Source organism: Actinokineospora iranica (assembly GCF_900101685.1).
GTDB lineage: Bacteria > Actinomycetota > Actinomycetes > Mycobacteriales > Pseudonocardiaceae > Actinokineospora > Actinokineospora iranica.
Window position 1 is genome coordinate 57,094 of record NZ_FMZZ01000015.1, and the last position, 15,474, is coordinate 72,567.

Consider the following 15,474-nt stretch of genomic DNA (forward strand, 5'->3'; position numbering starts at 1 on the left):
GTAGGATCTGGACACCATGGCTAAGGACGCGACGAAGGCCAACAGCGGGGCAGGCGACCCGGCGCGGAGTCTCGCGCTCCTGTGGCGCGATCAGACGCAACGCCCGAGCAGGCACGGCAGGCGCGATCTCAGCGTCGACCGCATCGTGCTGGCCGCCATCGAGGTCGCCGACACCGACGGCGTGGCCGCGCTGTCGATGCGGCGCGTGGCGGACAAACTCGGCGTCGGCACGATGTCGCTCTACACCTACGTGCCGGGCAAAGCCGAGCTGATCGACCTGATGCTCGACACCGTCTACGGCGAGACCGCCAAGCCCGACCCGGGCGAGCTGGGCTGGCGCGAGCGGCTGGAGCAGGTCGCCCGGGAGAACTGGGCGCTGTTCCAGCGGCACCCGTGGATGCTGCACGTGGGCGTCAGCCGCCCGCCGCTCGGCCCGAACGTCATGGCCAAGTACGACTACGAGCTACGCGCCGTCGCGGGCATCGGGCTCACCGAGGTCGAGATGGACAGCGTGCTCAACCTGGTCGTCGGCCACGCCGAGACCACCGCGTGCCGCGCGCACGAGGCCGCGGAAACCGAGCGGGACACCGGGATGACCGACCAGCAGTGGTGGCAGGCGCGCGGCCCGCTGCTGAGCTCGCTCATCGATGCCAGCCGATTCCCGCTGGCCTCGGCCGTCGGCCAGGCGGTGGGCGCGGCGCACGGCACCGCGTACGACGCCGCGCACAACTTCGAGTTCGGCCTGCGGCGCATCCTCGACGGCGTCGAGGTGCTGGTCGCCTCCCGCGCCGCCCAGGGCTGACCCGGCCGTCCACACCGGACCGGCCCCGGACCCGCCGCGTGGACGGGCCCGGGGGCAGGGTCAGCCGCGCAGGCCCCGGAACGCGTGGACCGACAGCGGAAAGAAGACCAGCAGCAGCGCCACCGGCCACACCACGGCCATGAGCACCGCGTTCTGCGTGACCCACGCTTCGCCCCCGACGCCGGGGTTGCCGAACAGGTCCCGGGTGGCGGTGGCGGTCGAGGACAGCGGGTTCCAGTCCGCGATCACGCCGAGCCACGCCGGCATCGTGCCGGTCGCCACCAGCGCGCTGGACAGGAAGGCGACCGGGAACTCCAGCGTCTGCGCGCCGAAGACCGCCGACGGGCCGGTCAGCACCAGCCCCAGGTAGACCCCGACCCAGCTCAGCGCGAACCGCAGCAGCAGGATCAGCCCGATCGCCGCCGCGAACTCGCCTGCCGACCCGGTCGCGGCCCACCCGACGAGCAGGCCGACGCCGACCATGACGGCCAGCGAGACCGCCGAGAGCAGCAGGTCGGCCACCGCGCGGCCGATGAGCACCGCGGCCGAGGACATCGGCATCGCGCGGAACCGGTCGATGACGCCCCGGTCGAGGTCGGCGGTGACCGCCTGCGCGGTGTGCCCGACACCGAAGAGCATCGTCATCGTGAACATCCCGGGCATCAGAAACTCCCGGTATTCGCCGCCGTCGGGCACCCGCATCGCCCCGCCGAACAGATAGCCGAACATCAGCACGATCAGCACGCCGAACACCAGCGAGAACACCACCGGCGCCGGGTCGCGAACCCAGTGCGCGACCGCCCGCCGGGTGAGGGTCCACCCGTCGACCAGCGCCCAGCGCACGCCCCCGCTCGGAACCGGGGGCACGTCCGCCGGACCGGTATCCGGCACGACGGTTTCCGGCATGGTCGTCATTTCCGCACCCCCACACGCTCGGTCATGGGCCCGGTGCTCGCCGGGGGCACGTCGACAGGCCCGACATTCGCCACGATCTCCGGCATCGTCGTCATTTCCGCACCTCCACGCGGTCGGCCGGACGCCCGGTGAGGTGCAGGAACACCTCGTCCAGGGTGGGGCGGCGCAGGGCAAGGTCGTCCACGGCGACGCCCGCGGCGTCGAGCAGGCGCACCGCCTCCACCAGCGCGGTGGCCCCGGCCGCGACCGGCACGCCGACCCGCCGGTCGTCGGGGTCGGCGGTCGGCTCGGCGGTGCCGAGCCGGGCCACGGCCCTGGCCGCGTCGGCCACCCGGGACCGGTCGCGCACGACGAACTCGACGCGGTCGCCGCCCAGCCGCGCCTTGAGCTCGCCCGGGGCGCCCTCGGCGACGACCTTGCCGGTGTCGAGCAGGGCGATTCGGGTCGCCAGCTGGTCTGCCTCGTCCAGGTGCTGGGTGGTCAGCAGCACGGTCGTGCCCCGCCCGACCAGTTCCCGCACGGCCTGCCAGACCTCGGCCCGGCCGCGCGGGTCCAAGCCGACTGTCGGCTCGTCGAGAAACAGGACGGCAGGCGAGAGGATCATGCTCGCGGCCAGGTCGAGCCTGCGCCGCATCCCGCCGGAGTAGTGCTTCACCGGCTTGTCCGCCGCGTCGGAGAGGCCGAACCGGTCCAGCAGGTCGCCCGCCCTGGCCCGCGCCGCCGCCGCGCCGAGGTGGTGCAGCCTGCCGAACAGCACGAGGTTCCGCCTGCCGCTGAGGACTTCGTCCACGGCCGGGTTCTGCCCGACCAGGCCGATCCGGGCGCGCACCTGATCGGGCCGCTCGGCAACGTCGAAGCCCGCGACCAGCGCCCGGCCGCTGTCGAAGCGCAGCAGCGTCGCCAGAATCCGGACGGTTGTCGTCTTGCCCGCGCCGTTGGGCCCCAACAGCCCGCACACCGTCCCGTGTGGCACCACCAGGTCGACGCCGTCCAGGCCGCCGCCGTTCTTTCCGCCGTACCGCTTGCGGAGGCCCGCCACGACCACCGCGTCACCGCTCGCACCCACTGCGCTCCCTTCGTCTACCGTACAGCGTACCGTACAGCGTACGACGATCGCCACGACGCACGCGTCCAGGCAAACCGCGGACGCGAGAAGGCGGCGCTTTCGGGAGCGAAAGCGCCGCCTGCGGACGGAAAGCTCAGAACGGGGTGCGCGCCAGCCAGGTGTCGAGAATCCCCGCGTCGCCGTGCACCTCCACCCGGTCAGCCGGGACGCGGCGCAGCAGCACGAGCAGCAGGTCGGCCGCGGTCCCGCGGACGGCGGCCGCGCCCTTGCCGTGGCCGTGCTCCCACTCGACGCCCGTGCCGCCCGCGCGCACCAGCCACTCCCCCGCCGCGCCCAAGCCGTCGTCGGTGGCGTGCAGGTGCATGGTCGCCCCGGCGGCGAGCAACGGCTCGTCCACCGTCCGCGCGGACAGCAGCGACAGCCACTCGGACACGCCGTCCGCGGCCACCGCCGGGTCCACCGCGAACGGCGCGCCGAGGGCGATGGCGGCGTCCGCGTGGTGCACCACCGCCTCGTGCAGACGGCGGCGAATCCACCACCCGGCGGGCTTGGGCCCGGTGAACGTCCACACCGGAGTGTCGGCCCCGGTCGCGGTGACGGCGTCGAAGAGCACCGACGGGCTCTCGGTCAGCCAGGCGGTCGTCCCGTCCTGGTCTCGCGGGGGTTTGCCACCAGGGACGGTGGCGGGATCGACGGGGTCCTGCGCGCGGTCACGCACGATCGCCGCCGCCCACCGGTGGCCCCGCCCGACGTGCTTGACCAGTTGCCGGAGTGTCCACCCGGGACAGGTCGGCACCGGGGCCGCGGGGTCCCCGGCGTGGGTGAGATCGGCCAGCAGGGTGTTCTGCTCGACCAGCGCCTCGGCGGCCTTGCTGTGCTCCATGCGCCCCACGGTAGCTGGCCGATCTCGCGCGAAGCGGCCATTTCGCCCCGCCGGGGCCAGCGCCGCGCGGAGTCGGACGTAGAGTGCGGATGACATCGCGGATGACATCGCGGCTCAGTGAGTCGTTAACCTATAAAAGTTAGAATCGGACTGTGATTCACGACGACGTCCTTATCGACCCGGCCCGATGGCGCGGCCGGTTGGCCCGCGACGTCGAACGACGGCGAGTCATCGAACCCGGCGCCCTGGACCGGGCGGAGCAAGCCGTCCGGGAGTTCCCCGCGATGGCCTTCGCCGCGGGCCTGCTGCCCGTCCCGCTGCCCGTCCAGCACGTCGAGAAGCAGACCTGGGCGGGCCGCGCGCCCAACGGCGGCAAGGTCCGCCACCGGGTGGCTTCCGAGCCCGGCCCCGTCCGCGGCTGGCTGCTCGGCCGCGGCGTTGTGATCACCATGGGGCAGGTGACGGTCCGCCCCGTGCACACCGCCATCGACACCGTCGCGCTGTCCGAGTCGGGCGTCCTGGTCGAGTCGGTCATCACCGGGTGGGAGCCGTATCCGCCCCCGGTCGAGGTCGAACTGGACCTGGTCGGCGACTCCGTCGCCACGATCGCCCTGGACCGCTTCCTCGACCGCGTGCTCACCGAGCGCGGGCCGCACCCCTCCTTCCGGCACTAGACCCAAGGCCCTGGGGAAGATTGGCCTGGTTTCCGGCTGCCGCGGCCTGACCACCGGGTAACGCCCCGGTGACGGACTGTCCGTTCGCGACAGTTCCGAGTGAACTGACCGCTTGACAGGTGACAATTTCCCTCTGGTCAATGGGTTTCCGCCCCTGAGATAGCGACAGACGTCTCACCGCGAACCCCTTGCCGCCGCCGTACTATCACGCCGTGATCGACCCGAACACGCTCCTCGATCCCCTCGGCTGGCCGCGATGGCTCGCCCGGGACGCCGAGCGGCGTCGCGTCGTCGCACCCGAGGTGCTCGCCCGCCTTGACCACGCGGTGCGCGACTTCCCCGCCGAGGCGTTCGCCATCGGCCTGCTGCCCGACCCGCTCCCCATCGAGCACGCCGAGAAGCTGCCCAGGAGCGACCACCGGGAGACCACCGAGGGCGCGCGGGTGCGACACCGGGTCGTGGCGATGCCCGGGGAGGTCCGCGGCTGGAACCTCGGCCGGGGCGTGGTGATCAGCATGGGCCAGACGACCGTGCGGCCGGTCTACACCCCCGTCGCGCGCGGCGAGAGCGCGGGTTTGCGGCCCGGCGGCGTCATCGTGCGCGCGGTCATCAGCGACTGGGAGCCCTACCCGCCGCCGGTGGAGGTCGAGATCGACGCCACCCGCACGGTTCCGCTCGACGTGTACCTGCGCCGGGTGCTCACCGACATGGCCCAGCGCAGGCACTGAGCGCGGACCGGACAGTCCACAGTGGCTGGTGGCTCAGTCGCTGACGCTGCTGCGGTTCTGGTAGGCGAGGTCGAGAAACTCCGGGTGCTTGCGCATCCACGCCGCGATGAACGGGCAGATGGCCAGCACCGGCAGCCCGCGCCCCTTGGCGTCCTCCAGCGCGGCGCGGGCGAGCGCGCCGCCGACGCCCCGGCCCTCGAAGGCGGGCTCGACCACGGTGTGCGGGTAGACGACCAGGTTCGCGCTGCGGATGTACTCCGCGAATCCCGCGATCTCCCCGTCGACCGTCGCCTCGAACCGGTGGCGGTCGGCCGCGTCGGTCACCTCGATGGTCATCGAACCCTCCATTCGCGCCCCCGGACGGGCGGTTTTCAGCATATCCGCGATCGGTCGGGCGCATGAGTTGAGCCGAATGGATCGTTTCCGTGCGTCGATCAGGAGGAACTCTCCCCGGCAGACCCGCCCAGCGAGGAGTGCGCCGATGTCCACCACCCCGGAACCAGGATCGACCGAGACCCCCGACGAGCGGCTGACCCGCAACCTCAGCGAGTTGCTCCAGGAGTTGCGGGTCGCGCAGGCAGGCGTGCAGATCCTGTTCGGGTTCCTGCTCTCGATCACCTTCACCGAGGTGTACGCCCGGGACGCGAACCTCTTCGAGCGGGTCACGCACCTGGTGGCGGTGCTGTTCGCGGTCGTGTCGGTGGCCCTGCTGACCGCGCCCGCCGCCTGGCACCGCATCCTGTTCCGCCGGGGCAAACGCCAGGAGATCATGCGGCTGGCCACCTGGACGACGATCACCGGCCTGGTGTTCCTGTCCCTCGCGGTGACCGCGTCGGTCCTCCTGCTCGCCGAGATCGTGGTCGGCGGCTGGGGCGCTTTCGTGATCGCGGCCGCCTGCGGCGTGGTGATCGGCTTCCTGTGGTTCATCGTGCCCCTCAACGAACGCTGGGACGACGAGAACGGCGGCTGACCGCCCCCGAGTGCCACTCGGTGGGAGCGGTGGAAAACGGCTGGCTTCTTCCCGGCCGCGGGCGGCACCCTCATCGCATGACGACAACCCCCGTTCGCGAAGCTAAACCCGGGCCGCGCGGGCAGGGGCCCGCGCGGTGACGCCCGCCGACGCCGGGCCGGTGGACGTCTGGACCGGCGCGAAGGTCCGCCTGCGCGGCGTCGAGCCGCAGGACTGGGAGGCGTTCATGGCCTTCGACCGGCACTCGGCGGACATGCGGGCGGCCGACCGCGTCCACCCTCCGCGCTCCGCCGAGGGATACCGGCGCTGGGCCGCCGAGCAGGCCACCCGGGAGGCGTCCGACGACCTGGGGTTGGCGATCGAGTCGCTGGCCGATGGCGCGCTCGTGGGCATGGTGTCCACCTCGGGGGTGGACCGGCGGGCGGGGCGCTTCGGCTACGGGATCGGCATCGGGCGCGCGCACCAGCGGCGCGGCTACGCCGCCGACGCGGTCGTGCTGCTGCTGCGCTACCTGTTCGGGGAGCAGCGGCTGCACAAGTGCGAGGCGGCGGTCCACGCCTACAACGAGCCGTCGCTGGCCCTGCACCGCGCGCTGGGGTTTCGGGTCGAGGGCAGGCTGCGGGACCACGAGTTCTTCGCGGGCAGGCACCACGACGTGGTGCTGTTCGGCATGACCGCCGACGAGTTCGGCGGGCGGCACCGGTTTCCCGAGGTGGGCGCGAGTGTCGACGGGGCAGGGAGCAGAATTGACGGCAGCATCCGTCGCACATAACCTACCCAGGAGTAGGTTGTGCTACTCGTAGGAACGGTGATGACCATCCCAGCCTCCCCCGACTCCGTCGAGGACCGCCCGTGAGCGAGCTTGCGAGCGAACCACCGACACAGTGCGCACGCACGCGGAGCCAGCGAACCGGCGAGGTGGCTCCGTGAGTGGGTCTTCCCCCGGGCCGTTCGGGTCCCGGCTGCTGGGTCCGGCCGACCAGGACAGCCTCGCGCTGCGCATCCGCGTCCAGGGGCTGCTGACCGTGACCCTGGTGTTCGCGAACCTGATCGGCGCGGCGGTGGTGGTCGTGCTGTCGACCTTCGTCATCCCCGGGCCGGGGCTGGAGCGCGACACGCTGCTGGTGATGGCCATCCTGGTGCCCGCCTACGTGGTCGTGGCGGTGATCGTCGGCGGGGTCTGGGGCACCGGGCGGGCGCTGCGCTCGCTGCGGTGGGCGATCCGGCAGCAGGAGCCCACCGAGATCGACCGGCGCGAGACGCTGCGGGTGCCGCTGCGGCTGACCCAGATGCAGGCGTTCCTCTGGGGCCTGGCCACCGTCCTGTTCACCATCGGCATGGCTTTCCTACAGCCGGACCTGGTCTTCAACGTGGCCTTCACCGCGGGCTTCGCGGGGATCGTGGTGTGCGCCAACGCGTACCTGCTCAGCGAGTTCTCGCTGCGCCCGGTGTCGGCGCGGGCGCTGGCCCACGATCCGCCCGCGCGGGTCGTCGGGGCGGGCGTGCTGGTGCGGACGCTGCTGTTCTGGGCGCTGGGGACCGGGGTGCCGGTGGCCGGGCTGCTGCTGGTGGCGCTGTTCTCGATGATCCGGGGCAATGTCTCGACCAACCAGCTCGCGGTGACCGTGGTGGTGCTCAGCGGCGTCGTGCTCGGCTTCGGGCTGCTGATCATGGTGTTCAACGCCCGCGCGATCGTCGCGCCGATCCGCTCGGTGCGCGACGGGATGGCCCGGGTGCAGCGCGGCGAGCTGAGCACCGAGGTGCAGGTCTACGACGGCACCGAACTGGGCCTGCTGCAGGCCGGGTTCAACCGGATGGCCGCGGGCCTGCGTGAGCGGGAGCGCATCCGCGACCTGTTCGGCAGGCACGTCGGCCAGGAGGTCGCCGAAGTGGCCGTCGCCGCGGGCGTGGAGAAGCTCGGCGGCGAGGTGCGCGAGGTCGCGGTGATCTTCGTGGACATCGTCGGCTCGACCACCCTGGCCGCCACCCGCCCGCCGACCGAGGTGGTCGACCTGCTCAACCGGTTCTTCACCGTCGTGGTGGACGAGATCGACGCGCACGGCGGCCTGGTCAACAAGTTCGTCGGCGACGCGGCCCTGGCCATCTTCGGCGCCCCGGTCGCGCTGGCGGACAACGCGGGCAGCGCCCTGGCCGCCGCGCGGGCCATCGCCACCCGGCTGCCCAAGGAGGTGCCCGACTGCGAGGCGGGCATCGGCGTCGCGGCGGGACTGGCGGTCGCGGGCAACATCGGCGACGAGCGCCGCTTCGAGTACACCGTGATCGGCGACCCGGTCAACGAGGCCGCCCGGCTGACCGAGCTCGCGAAGTCGGTGCCCGGCAAGCTGGTGGCCTCGGCGCACACGCTGGAACTGGCCGCGGAAGAGGAAGCCGACCGGTGGCGCCCGACGGAGACCGTCGCCCTGCGCGGCCGCACCCAGAACACCACCCTCGTCGTCCCCAAGTAGCCCCCGGAGACGAACAACGGGCCCCCGCTCCGCGAGGAGTGGGGGCCCGTCGTCAAGACCGTAAATCAGATGATGGTGACGCCGGTCGCCTGGGGGCCCTTCTGGCCCTGGCCGACCTCGAACTGCACGCGCTGGTTCTCCTCGAGCGACTTGAAGCCGCCGCTCTGGATCTCCGAGTAGTGCACGAAGACGTCAGCCCCGCCGTTGTCGGGGGCGATGAATCCGAAGCCCTTTTCGGAGTTGAACCACTTCACGGTGCCCTGAGTCATGCTGTAATCCTCAAAAGTGACGAAAGCAGACCACCGCCGATGCGGCGGTCCGGGCCGTTTCGCGGGAGAACTCGCAAGCGAACCATGCCTGGAGGAAAAACAACGCCCGCGCGATGCTTTCGCGAGCGTGCATGAACACGAACACAAAACCAACGACCACCATCAGTCAACCACAGACAGCCGCCCTCCGCCACTGTGGGTCAACACACTCACCCGTTCGGCTACCGACGGCGGCCAGGAACAGGCGTTACTCGAAGCGGGCCGGGTCGCCCGCGCCGCGCCGCAGGACCACCGCCTCGTCCTCGGAGAAGTCGACCACCGTCGTCTGCGCCGTGCCGCACTCCCCGGCGTCGATGACCGCGTCGACGGCGTGGTCGAGCAGCTCCTTGATGTCCCAGCCGCCGGTCATCGGCTCGTCGTCGCCGGGCATCCGCAGCGTGCTCGACAGCATCGGCTCGCCGAGTTCGGCGAGCAGCGCCTGGGTGACCGGGTGGTCGGGGATGCGCACGCCCACGGTCTTCTTCTTCGGGTGCAGGAGCCTGCGCGGCACCTCGCGGGTCGCGGTCAGGACGAACGTGTACGGGCCCGGGGTGGCCGCCTTGACCGCCCGGAACACCGCGTTGCCCACGTGCGCGAACTGCCCGAGCTGGGCGAAGTCGCGGCACATGAGGGTGAAGTGGTGCCGGTCGTCGAGCTTGCGGATCTGCCGGACGCGCTCGATGCCCTCGCGGTTGTCCAGCGCGCAGCCCAGCGCGTAGCAGGTGTCGGTGGGGTAGGCGATCAGCCCGCCGTCGCGCAGCAGGGCGACCGCCTGACCGATCGACCGGGGCTGCGGATTGTCCGGGTGCACGTCGAAGTACTTCGCCATGCCGGGAGTCTACGAGCGGGTGGGCGGCCGCCGCGCGCCCCGCCGCCCGGTCGCTTGTGGACAGTGCCGCCCGCGCGGACGTCCGGTTCGGCGAAGCCGCGCTCGCGCGGAACCTTCCGGCGAGTAGGCTCGCCTGCCGGACAACGAAAGGACCCTGCCATGGCCCGTCGCTCCGCCCGTGTCGTCGGCCTGCTGATCGCGGGAACCGGCGCGGCGCACTTCGCCGCGCCCCAGGTCTTCGAGCCGGTCTCGGCGAAGGCGTTCCCCAAGGACACCCGCCAGTGGGTCTACCGCAACGGCGCGACCGAGATCGTCCTCGGCGCCGCCGTCGCGGGCAGGCGCACCCGCAAGCTGGGCGTGCTCGGCCTGCTCGCGTACGCGGGCTGGCTCGGCAGCCGGGTGCTGGCCAACCGCTGAGCGAGCCGGGAAGTTAGGTGCGGCCCCGGCCAGAGACTGATCGGGGGGCTTGTCAGAAGCCTGGGTCGGGGCCGCATGGTGGTTTTCGCGCGAAGCGGCCGCCGCGTTACAACGTACGGCCCAGTACTACTGGCGATAGCCCTCGACCTCGCCTTCGGGCCGCAGGCTCGCCTCGTCCGGGTCCTGCCCGGCCGAGCGGCGGGCGCGGCGCTGGCGGAGCAGGTCCCAGCACTGGTCGAGGGCGACCTCGACGGCGCGCAGCCGCTCCCGCTCCTCAGCGGGCCCGACCTCGCCGTTCTGCGCCCGCTCACGCAGCGCGTGCTCCTCGTCGACGAGTTCGCCGATGCGGGTGTGGATCTGGATGTCGTCCATGCCGACCACCCTAGATACCTGTGCGGGCGGGTGCCCGCCCGCACAGGTGTCGGTCAGGTGACCGGGATGGTCGCCATGGCGAGGTCTTGGCCCGGCGCGACCCGGCACGGCACGTCGAACACGCCCAGCCCGGTCAGCGTGCCGTCGGCGCGGCGCGGCGTCACGGTGACCGTGACCCCGTCCCCGATGCCGATCCGCACCACGCCGGGCCGCTTGACCGTGAAGGCCGGGACCGGGCCGGTGATGGCGAGGTCGGCGGTCTGGTGCGGGGCGACCGGCGTGGCGGGGAACGTCAGACCGGGCAGCGCGATGCCGATCTCGGTGCCGTTGACGTCGAGGTCGACCCCGGCCACGGCCGTGCCCTCGACGGTGGCCGCGCCGACCAGGGCGAGCCCGGTCACCACGGCGCGGTCCAGGGTGACGGCGACGCCGAAGCCGGTGGTGCGGATCGGCTCGCCCACCGCGACCCGGCCAGGAAAGGTCGCCGTGATCTCGGCGACGACCTCGTCGAGCACCAGAAGCGGGTGTTGGCAGTTCAACGCCAGCGGTCTGACCACTTTTTGCGGACCGGGAACCGGCGGTGCGGCGGAATGCGCGCTCGCGGGCACGGCGAGCACCGCGGCGGTCGCGGCGACAACGGCGGAGACACCGATCCAGCGGGTGATTCCGGACATGCGGACTCCTTGGGCAAGAGGTGCGGATGTCGCCCCGGATCAGGGATCGCGCGGTCCGGGACGCGGACTGCCGACAGTAACGATCACGCCGAAGTCGCGGCAAGGAAAAACGGCCGGAAAATCAGCCCAGTCCATTTTTGTCATCACCGGACAATCGATTGCCCGGATCGGAACGATATCTTCCGACCGTCCACAACAGCCAGAATGGCCAGTTGGCCAGTGGTCAGGAATGCGGCAGCGGAATGGGGGACTGCGGGGCGACTTCCGGCGGCGGGGTCACATAGAACCGCATCACCCGCGGCGCGAGTTCCGCGGCACGGGCGCAGTCGGGAGCCCGCAGGCGCACCATGATCTCGCTCAGTTCCGGCCGCGCGACCGGGGACGGCTCGGCCGCCCACCCGTACTCGCAGTCTTTCGAGGTCTCGGCGACGGTGACGGCGCGGCCTTCGACGGAAATCTGGCGGGTGCCCTTCTGCCGCGGGTCGGCGCGGCCGTAGCGGACCTGCACCGAGTACTCCTGCGACCAACCGCCGGGCACGGTCCGGCGCGCCTGGCAGTGGTCGAGACCGTAGTTCACCTCGTCGAAGCGCAGATCCAGACCGCGCACGTGGTCGCCTGCCGCGCGGTCGAGCAGGTCGCAGGCGTCGCGGCGGGGCGGGCGCGGCGAGACCGCCGCCGGGGTGCCCAGTCGCTCGACCACGCGCCCCGCCGCCGCGGTCGCGTCCGCGCAGCGGTGGCTCTGCGGGCGCGGCGACTTGTAGCCGCGCAGGCTGCTCACCCGGATCACCAGGTCGGCGCCGACCGGGACGGCCATCTGGCACCCGGTGTCGAGCGAGCGCCGCCAGCCCCGCGCCCCGTCGATCGCGACCTCTTCCGGCGGGCTCGCCGCCCGGGTCGCCGCGTCCATGTACGCGCCGATGACCAGGAAGAGGTAGTCCTGGCCTGCCTGCCCGTCGAAGCGGCAGCGGTGCGGGCCGAGCCCGACCGCGGTCAGCCCCTCGGTCGCCCCCAGCGCGCACGCGTCCAGCGGCCGCAGCGCCGCGACCACGGCCGACGGGCTGCGGCCGTCGTCGCTCGCGGGCGGTCGCTGCGCGGGCCGCTCGGCCGAGCAGCCCGCCGCGGCCAGGGACAGCGCGGTGGCCAGTGCCAGAAATAACCTCACCTTCGCAGCGTAGGAGACCTGCGCCACAGCGGGCCACCTGCCGCGCCCATCGGAACGGCTGGGCCCATCGGGGAGATTCAGTACTCGTCGCCGCCGAAGAACATCTCCTCGATCTGGTCGGCGGTGCCCGCGAGCAGCGACAACGGGTCGACGAACTCGTGGATGTCGAGGTCTTTGATCGGCAGCGAGTGCCGCAGCACGACGTGCTCGCCCATGATCGCCGCCCCGCACGCGATGGACGAGTGCCCGATCTCGGTCAGCAGCGCCCGCAGGTCCACCGAGGCGGCCAGGCCGACCGGGGAGGCGATCTGCACCCACTCGTGCTGGGTGTCGAGCACCTCCCGGACGATGATCACGACCTGGGTGCGCTCGTCATCCTCATCGTGCTGCTCGAAACCGAACAGGATGCGGATCTCGTCGTCCTGCTCGGAGATCACCTCGTACTCCTCATGGATGTACCGTGCGAGATCGGCCCAGGTCGTCGACATGTGATCAGCCTAGCGGCCATCCGCGACCATGATCCACCATCTCGGCGGCATAGTCCGCGCCACACATAATCACACCGCGCACAATCACAGCGACGTCATTTGTCACGTCCGCTCGTATTCCCGTCCGGCCCCGCTGAACTAAGCTCGCGTCGGTGCGGCCACTTGCGCTTTTCTGCTACCGGCACGCGTGGTGGATCATCGCGGTCTGGCTGGTGCTGCTCGCCGGGGTCACGGTCACCTCGCGCGCGTCCGGCATCGATTACCGCGACGTCCTCGCCCTTCCCGCCGCGGACAGCACCCAGGCGCAGGACCTGCTGCGGCAGACCGCGGGCGGGGTGAGCGGCGCGCAGGAACGGGTGGTGTTCGCCGCGGACAAGCCGGTGTCCGACGCCGGAGTCCGGGCGCGGATCGAGCCGATGCTCGCCGACATCGCCCGGCTGCCGCACGTGACGGCCGTCGTGTCCCCGTACACACCCGAGGGGCAGGCGCAGATCTCCCCGCAGGGGCGCATCGCCTTCGCCACCGTCACCTACGGCGTCGCCGCGGACGACGTCGACCTGGCGCAGGCGCGCGCCCTGGTCGACACCGCCCGGTCGGCCGAGGGCGCCGGGCTGCGGGTCGCGGTCGACGGCGCGGTGGCGGCGCGGACGATCCCGCCGCCGAACCTCAACGACGCCGGGTTCGGGCTGCTGGCCGCGGCGATCGTGCTGCTGGTCACCTTCGGCTCGCTGTTCTCCATGCTGGTGCCGATCCTGACCGCGGTCGTGTCGGTGGCGACCGCCGCGGGCGTGGTCGGGCTGCTCACGCACACGATGGACGTGCCCGCGGTGAGCCAGGAGATCGTGGCGCTGCTGGGGCTGGGCGTCGGCGTGGACTACGCGCTGTTCGTCGTGACCCGATACCGGCAGGGACTGGTGGCGGGCGAGCCGCCGGAAGCGGCGCTGGGGCACGCGGCGGTGACCTCCGGGCGCAGCGTGCTGTTCGCCGGGGTGACCGTGTGCGTGTCGCTGCTGGGCATGTTCACCGTGGGGATCGACTTCCTCGACGGCATCGCGATCAGCGCGAGCGTCGCGGTGCTCATGACCATGGTGGCCGCGCTGACCCTGCTGCCCGCGCTGCTGCGGCTGTTCGGCATCCGGATGCTCTCCCGTCGGCTGCGCACGGATCTCGCCCGGCGGCACCTCAAGACCGAGCCGGAAGGCAAGATGTGGGCCGCGCTGGCCCGCGGGGTCACCCGGCGGCCGCTGTGGAGCACGCTGGCGGCGCTGCTGGTGATCGGCGTGCTGTCGCTGCCGGTGCTGTCGCTGCGGCTGGGCGTCCCGGACGCGGGCCTGCACCCGCCGGAGTCGACCTCGCGGCAGGCCTACGACCTGCTGGCCGACGGCTTCGGGCCCGGGTTCACCGGTCCGCTGGTCGTCGTCGGCCGGGTCGACACCGACGGCCAACGCCAGGCCGTGCTGACCGCGCGGCGGCAATTGGCCGAACTCGACGAGGTGGCGCTGGTGCCGCCGCCGCTGCTCTCGCCGACCAGGGACGGCCGGACCATCGCCGCGCTGCTGGTGTACCCGAAGACCGCGCCGCAGGACCCGGCCACCGACCGGCTCGTGGACCGGGTGCGCGGCGAGGTCGTCCCGGCCGCGGTCCGAGGCACCGGGGCCACCCTGCACGTCGGCGGGTCGACCGCGGTGCAGTCGGACTTCGCCCGCGCCATCACCGACCGGCTGCCGCTGTTCCTCGGCACGGTGGTGGCGATCTCGTTCGTGCTGCTGGTGATCGTGTTCCGCAGCCTGCTCATCCCGCTCACCGCGGCGCTGATGAACCTGCTCGCCGCCGCGGCGATGTTCGGGGTGCTGACGGCGGTGTTCCAGTGGGGCTGGTTCGCCTCGGCGACCGGACTGGACGGCACCGGGCCGATCGAGCCCTACATTCCGGTGTTCCTGTTCGCCGGGCTGTTCGGGCTGTCCATGGACTACGAGGTGTTCCTGGTCGGCCGGATCCAGGAGGAATGGCACAAACGCCGCGACACCATCGAGGCCACCGTGCACGGCCTGGCCTCGACCGGACGGACGATCACCGCCGCCGCGCTGATCATGGGACTGGTGTTCGTCTCGTTCGTGCCCGCGGGCGACCGGGTGGTGAAGGAGTCCGGCCTCGGCCTGACCATCGCGGTCCTGCTCGACGCGGTGGTCATCCGGGTCGCGCTGGTCCCGGCGATCATGGCCCTGTTCGGCCGGGCCAACTGGTGGCTGCCCGGCTTCCTCGACCGCCTGCTCCCCCGCCTGGATATCGAGGGCCCCCGCCCCGGCGGGTTCGACTGGTTCTCCCCCTCCCTGACACCCGCCGCGCCGCGGCCCGCGACCCGTCCCGCTCCCCTGCCACCCGCTGTCCCCGGCGGAGCACGCCACACCCGCGGTCGGCCGGGGCGCGCGGACCGATCGCGCGCCCGGGAGCGCGACGCGGCGAGGCGCGGTCGGCCGTGACAGTTTTTGCTGGGCCGAGCACATTTTTCGGCGCCGGATCAGATAACGGTGCGCGGCCGCTGACAAATTCGGATCTTCGTTTCCGGAATGCTTGACACACCGGTTTCCTGACGCCACAGTTCTTTTATCCCGGAAATGTCCGGCCACCATCGCGGAGTTTCGTCCGCCGCCGTGGAACCACGGCGCGAGCGGGTTTCCTCCCCCGGCCCGCTCGCGCCGTGCCGCCGCGCGGTCAGCGCAC

The 15,474-nt window shown here is 72.0% G+C and carries 18 protein-coding genes; 8 read left to right on the forward strand and 10 right to left on the reverse strand.

Features of this window, described 5'->3' with window-relative positions; translation table 11 throughout:
• Nucleotides 1–16: 16 nt before the first annotated feature.
• A complete protein-coding gene (locus tag BLS56_RS24890) occupies nt 17–802 on the forward strand; it encodes a TetR/AcrR family transcriptional regulator (protein ID WP_091455540.1) in 786 nt (261 codons plus the stop codon).
• 60 nt (nt 803–862) lie between these two features.
• Here the strand turns inward: BLS56_RS24890 and BLS56_RS24895 are convergent, their stop codons facing one another.
• The 3 genes from BLS56_RS24895 to BLS56_RS24905 all read right to left on the reverse strand — a co-directional run bounded on the left by BLS56_RS24895 (nt 863) and on the right by BLS56_RS24905 (nt 3,666).
• Nucleotides 863–1,717 (reverse strand): ABC transporter permease, encoded by an 855-nt coding sequence (locus BLS56_RS24895; RefSeq protein WP_091455542.1) that lies wholly within the window; start codon nt 1,715–1,717, stop codon nt 863–865.
• A 91-nt stretch (nt 1,718–1,808) separates the two neighbouring features.
• Nucleotides 1,809–2,783: an ATP-binding cassette domain-containing protein gene (locus BLS56_RS24900; protein ID WP_228771906.1), complete on the reverse strand. Its 975-nt coding sequence runs from the start codon at nt 2,781–2,783 to the stop codon at nt 1,809–1,811.
• 133 nt (nt 2,784–2,916) lie between these two features.
• Entirely contained in the window at nt 2,917–3,666 is a 750-nt protein-coding gene (locus BLS56_RS24905; protein WP_091455544.1) for a maleylpyruvate isomerase family mycothiol-dependent enzyme, read from the reverse strand.
• 152 nt (nt 3,667–3,818) lie between these two features.
• On the opposite strand from BLS56_RS24905, the gene BLS56_RS24910 reads away from it, so the two are divergent.
• Nucleotides 3,819–4,340, forward strand: a complete 522-nt coding sequence (locus tag BLS56_RS24910) for a hypothetical protein (protein ID WP_091455546.1) — start codon at nt 3,819–3,821, stop codon at nt 4,338–4,340.
• A 212-nt stretch (nt 4,341–4,552) separates the two neighbouring features.
• Complete coding sequence (locus BLS56_RS24915) at nt 4,553–5,068, forward strand: hypothetical protein (RefSeq protein WP_091455549.1); 516 nt, start codon at nt 4,553–4,555, stop codon at nt 5,066–5,068.
• A 33-nt stretch (nt 5,069–5,101) separates the two neighbouring features.
• Here BLS56_RS24915 and BLS56_RS24920 read toward each other — a convergent pair whose 3' ends face one another.
• On the reverse strand, nt 5,102–5,446 hold the full coding sequence (locus BLS56_RS24920; protein WP_324187538.1) for a GNAT family N-acetyltransferase: 345 nt from the start codon (nt 5,444–5,446) through the stop codon (nt 5,102–5,104).
• Nucleotides 5,447–5,549: 103 nt separating this feature from the next.
• On the opposite strand from BLS56_RS24920, the gene BLS56_RS24925 reads away from it, so the two are divergent.
• The 3 genes from BLS56_RS24925 to BLS56_RS24935 all read left to right on the forward strand — a co-directional run bounded on the left by BLS56_RS24925 (nt 5,550) and on the right by BLS56_RS24935 (nt 8,503).
• Entirely contained in the window at nt 5,550–6,038 is a 489-nt protein-coding gene (locus BLS56_RS24925; RefSeq protein ID WP_091455553.1) for a DUF6328 family protein, read from the forward strand.
• 136 nt (nt 6,039–6,174) lie between these two features.
• Nucleotides 6,175–6,810, forward strand: a complete 636-nt coding sequence (locus BLS56_RS24930; RefSeq protein ID WP_228771907.1) for a GNAT family N-acetyltransferase — start codon at nt 6,175–6,177, stop codon at nt 6,808–6,810.
• 154 nt (nt 6,811–6,964) lie between these two features.
• Entirely contained in the window at nt 6,965–8,503 is a 1,539-nt protein-coding gene (locus tag BLS56_RS24935; RefSeq protein ID WP_091455555.1) for an adenylate/guanylate cyclase domain-containing protein, read from the forward strand.
• A 65-nt stretch (nt 8,504–8,568) separates the two neighbouring features.
• Here BLS56_RS24935 and BLS56_RS24940 read toward each other — a convergent pair whose 3' ends face one another.
• On the reverse strand, nt 8,569–8,772 hold the full coding sequence (locus BLS56_RS24940) for a cold-shock protein (protein WP_091455558.1): 204 nt from the start codon (nt 8,770–8,772) through the stop codon (nt 8,569–8,571).
• A gap of 247 nt (nt 8,773–9,019) precedes the next feature.
• A complete protein-coding gene (locus BLS56_RS24945; RefSeq protein ID WP_091455559.1) occupies nt 9,020–9,640 on the reverse strand; it encodes an L-threonylcarbamoyladenylate synthase in 621 nt (206 codons plus the stop codon).
• A 159-nt stretch (nt 9,641–9,799) separates the two neighbouring features.
• Between BLS56_RS24945 and BLS56_RS24950 the strand changes: the two genes are divergently transcribed.
• The gene (locus tag BLS56_RS24950) at nt 9,800–10,057 is read left to right on the forward strand and encodes a DoxX family protein (RefSeq protein ID WP_091455561.1); all 258 of its coding nucleotides are present in this window, start codon (nt 9,800–9,802) and stop codon (nt 10,055–10,057) included.
• Nucleotides 10,058–10,183: 126 nt separating this feature from the next.
• On the opposite strand, the gene BLS56_RS24955 is transcribed toward BLS56_RS24950, so the two are convergent.
• The 4 genes from BLS56_RS24955 to BLS56_RS24970 form a co-directional block, all read right to left on the reverse strand.
• On the reverse strand, nt 10,184–10,429 hold the full coding sequence (locus BLS56_RS24955) for a DUF2630 family protein (RefSeq protein WP_091455760.1): 246 nt from the start codon (nt 10,427–10,429) through the stop codon (nt 10,184–10,186).
• 53 nt (nt 10,430–10,482) lie between these two features.
• Complete coding sequence (locus BLS56_RS24960; RefSeq protein WP_091455563.1) at nt 10,483–11,103, reverse strand: DUF6801 domain-containing protein; 621 nt, start codon at nt 11,101–11,103, stop codon at nt 10,483–10,485.
• A 223-nt stretch (nt 11,104–11,326) separates the two neighbouring features.
• Nucleotides 11,327–12,265, reverse strand: a complete 939-nt coding sequence (locus tag BLS56_RS24965) for a hypothetical protein (protein ID WP_139190979.1) — start codon at nt 12,263–12,265, stop codon at nt 11,327–11,329.
• Nucleotides 12,266–12,342: 77 nt separating this feature from the next.
• On the reverse strand, nt 12,343–12,753 hold the full coding sequence (locus BLS56_RS24970; RefSeq protein ID WP_091455567.1) for a type III secretion system chaperone family protein: 411 nt from the start codon (nt 12,751–12,753) through the stop codon (nt 12,343–12,345).
• Between the two features lie 152 nt (nt 12,754–12,905).
• Between BLS56_RS24970 and BLS56_RS24975 the strand changes: the two genes are divergently transcribed.
• Nucleotides 12,906–15,233, forward strand: a complete 2,328-nt coding sequence (locus tag BLS56_RS24975) for an MMPL family transporter (RefSeq protein WP_091455568.1) — start codon at nt 12,906–12,908, stop codon at nt 15,231–15,233.
• The last annotated feature ends 241 nt before the right edge of the window (nt 15,234–15,474 follow it).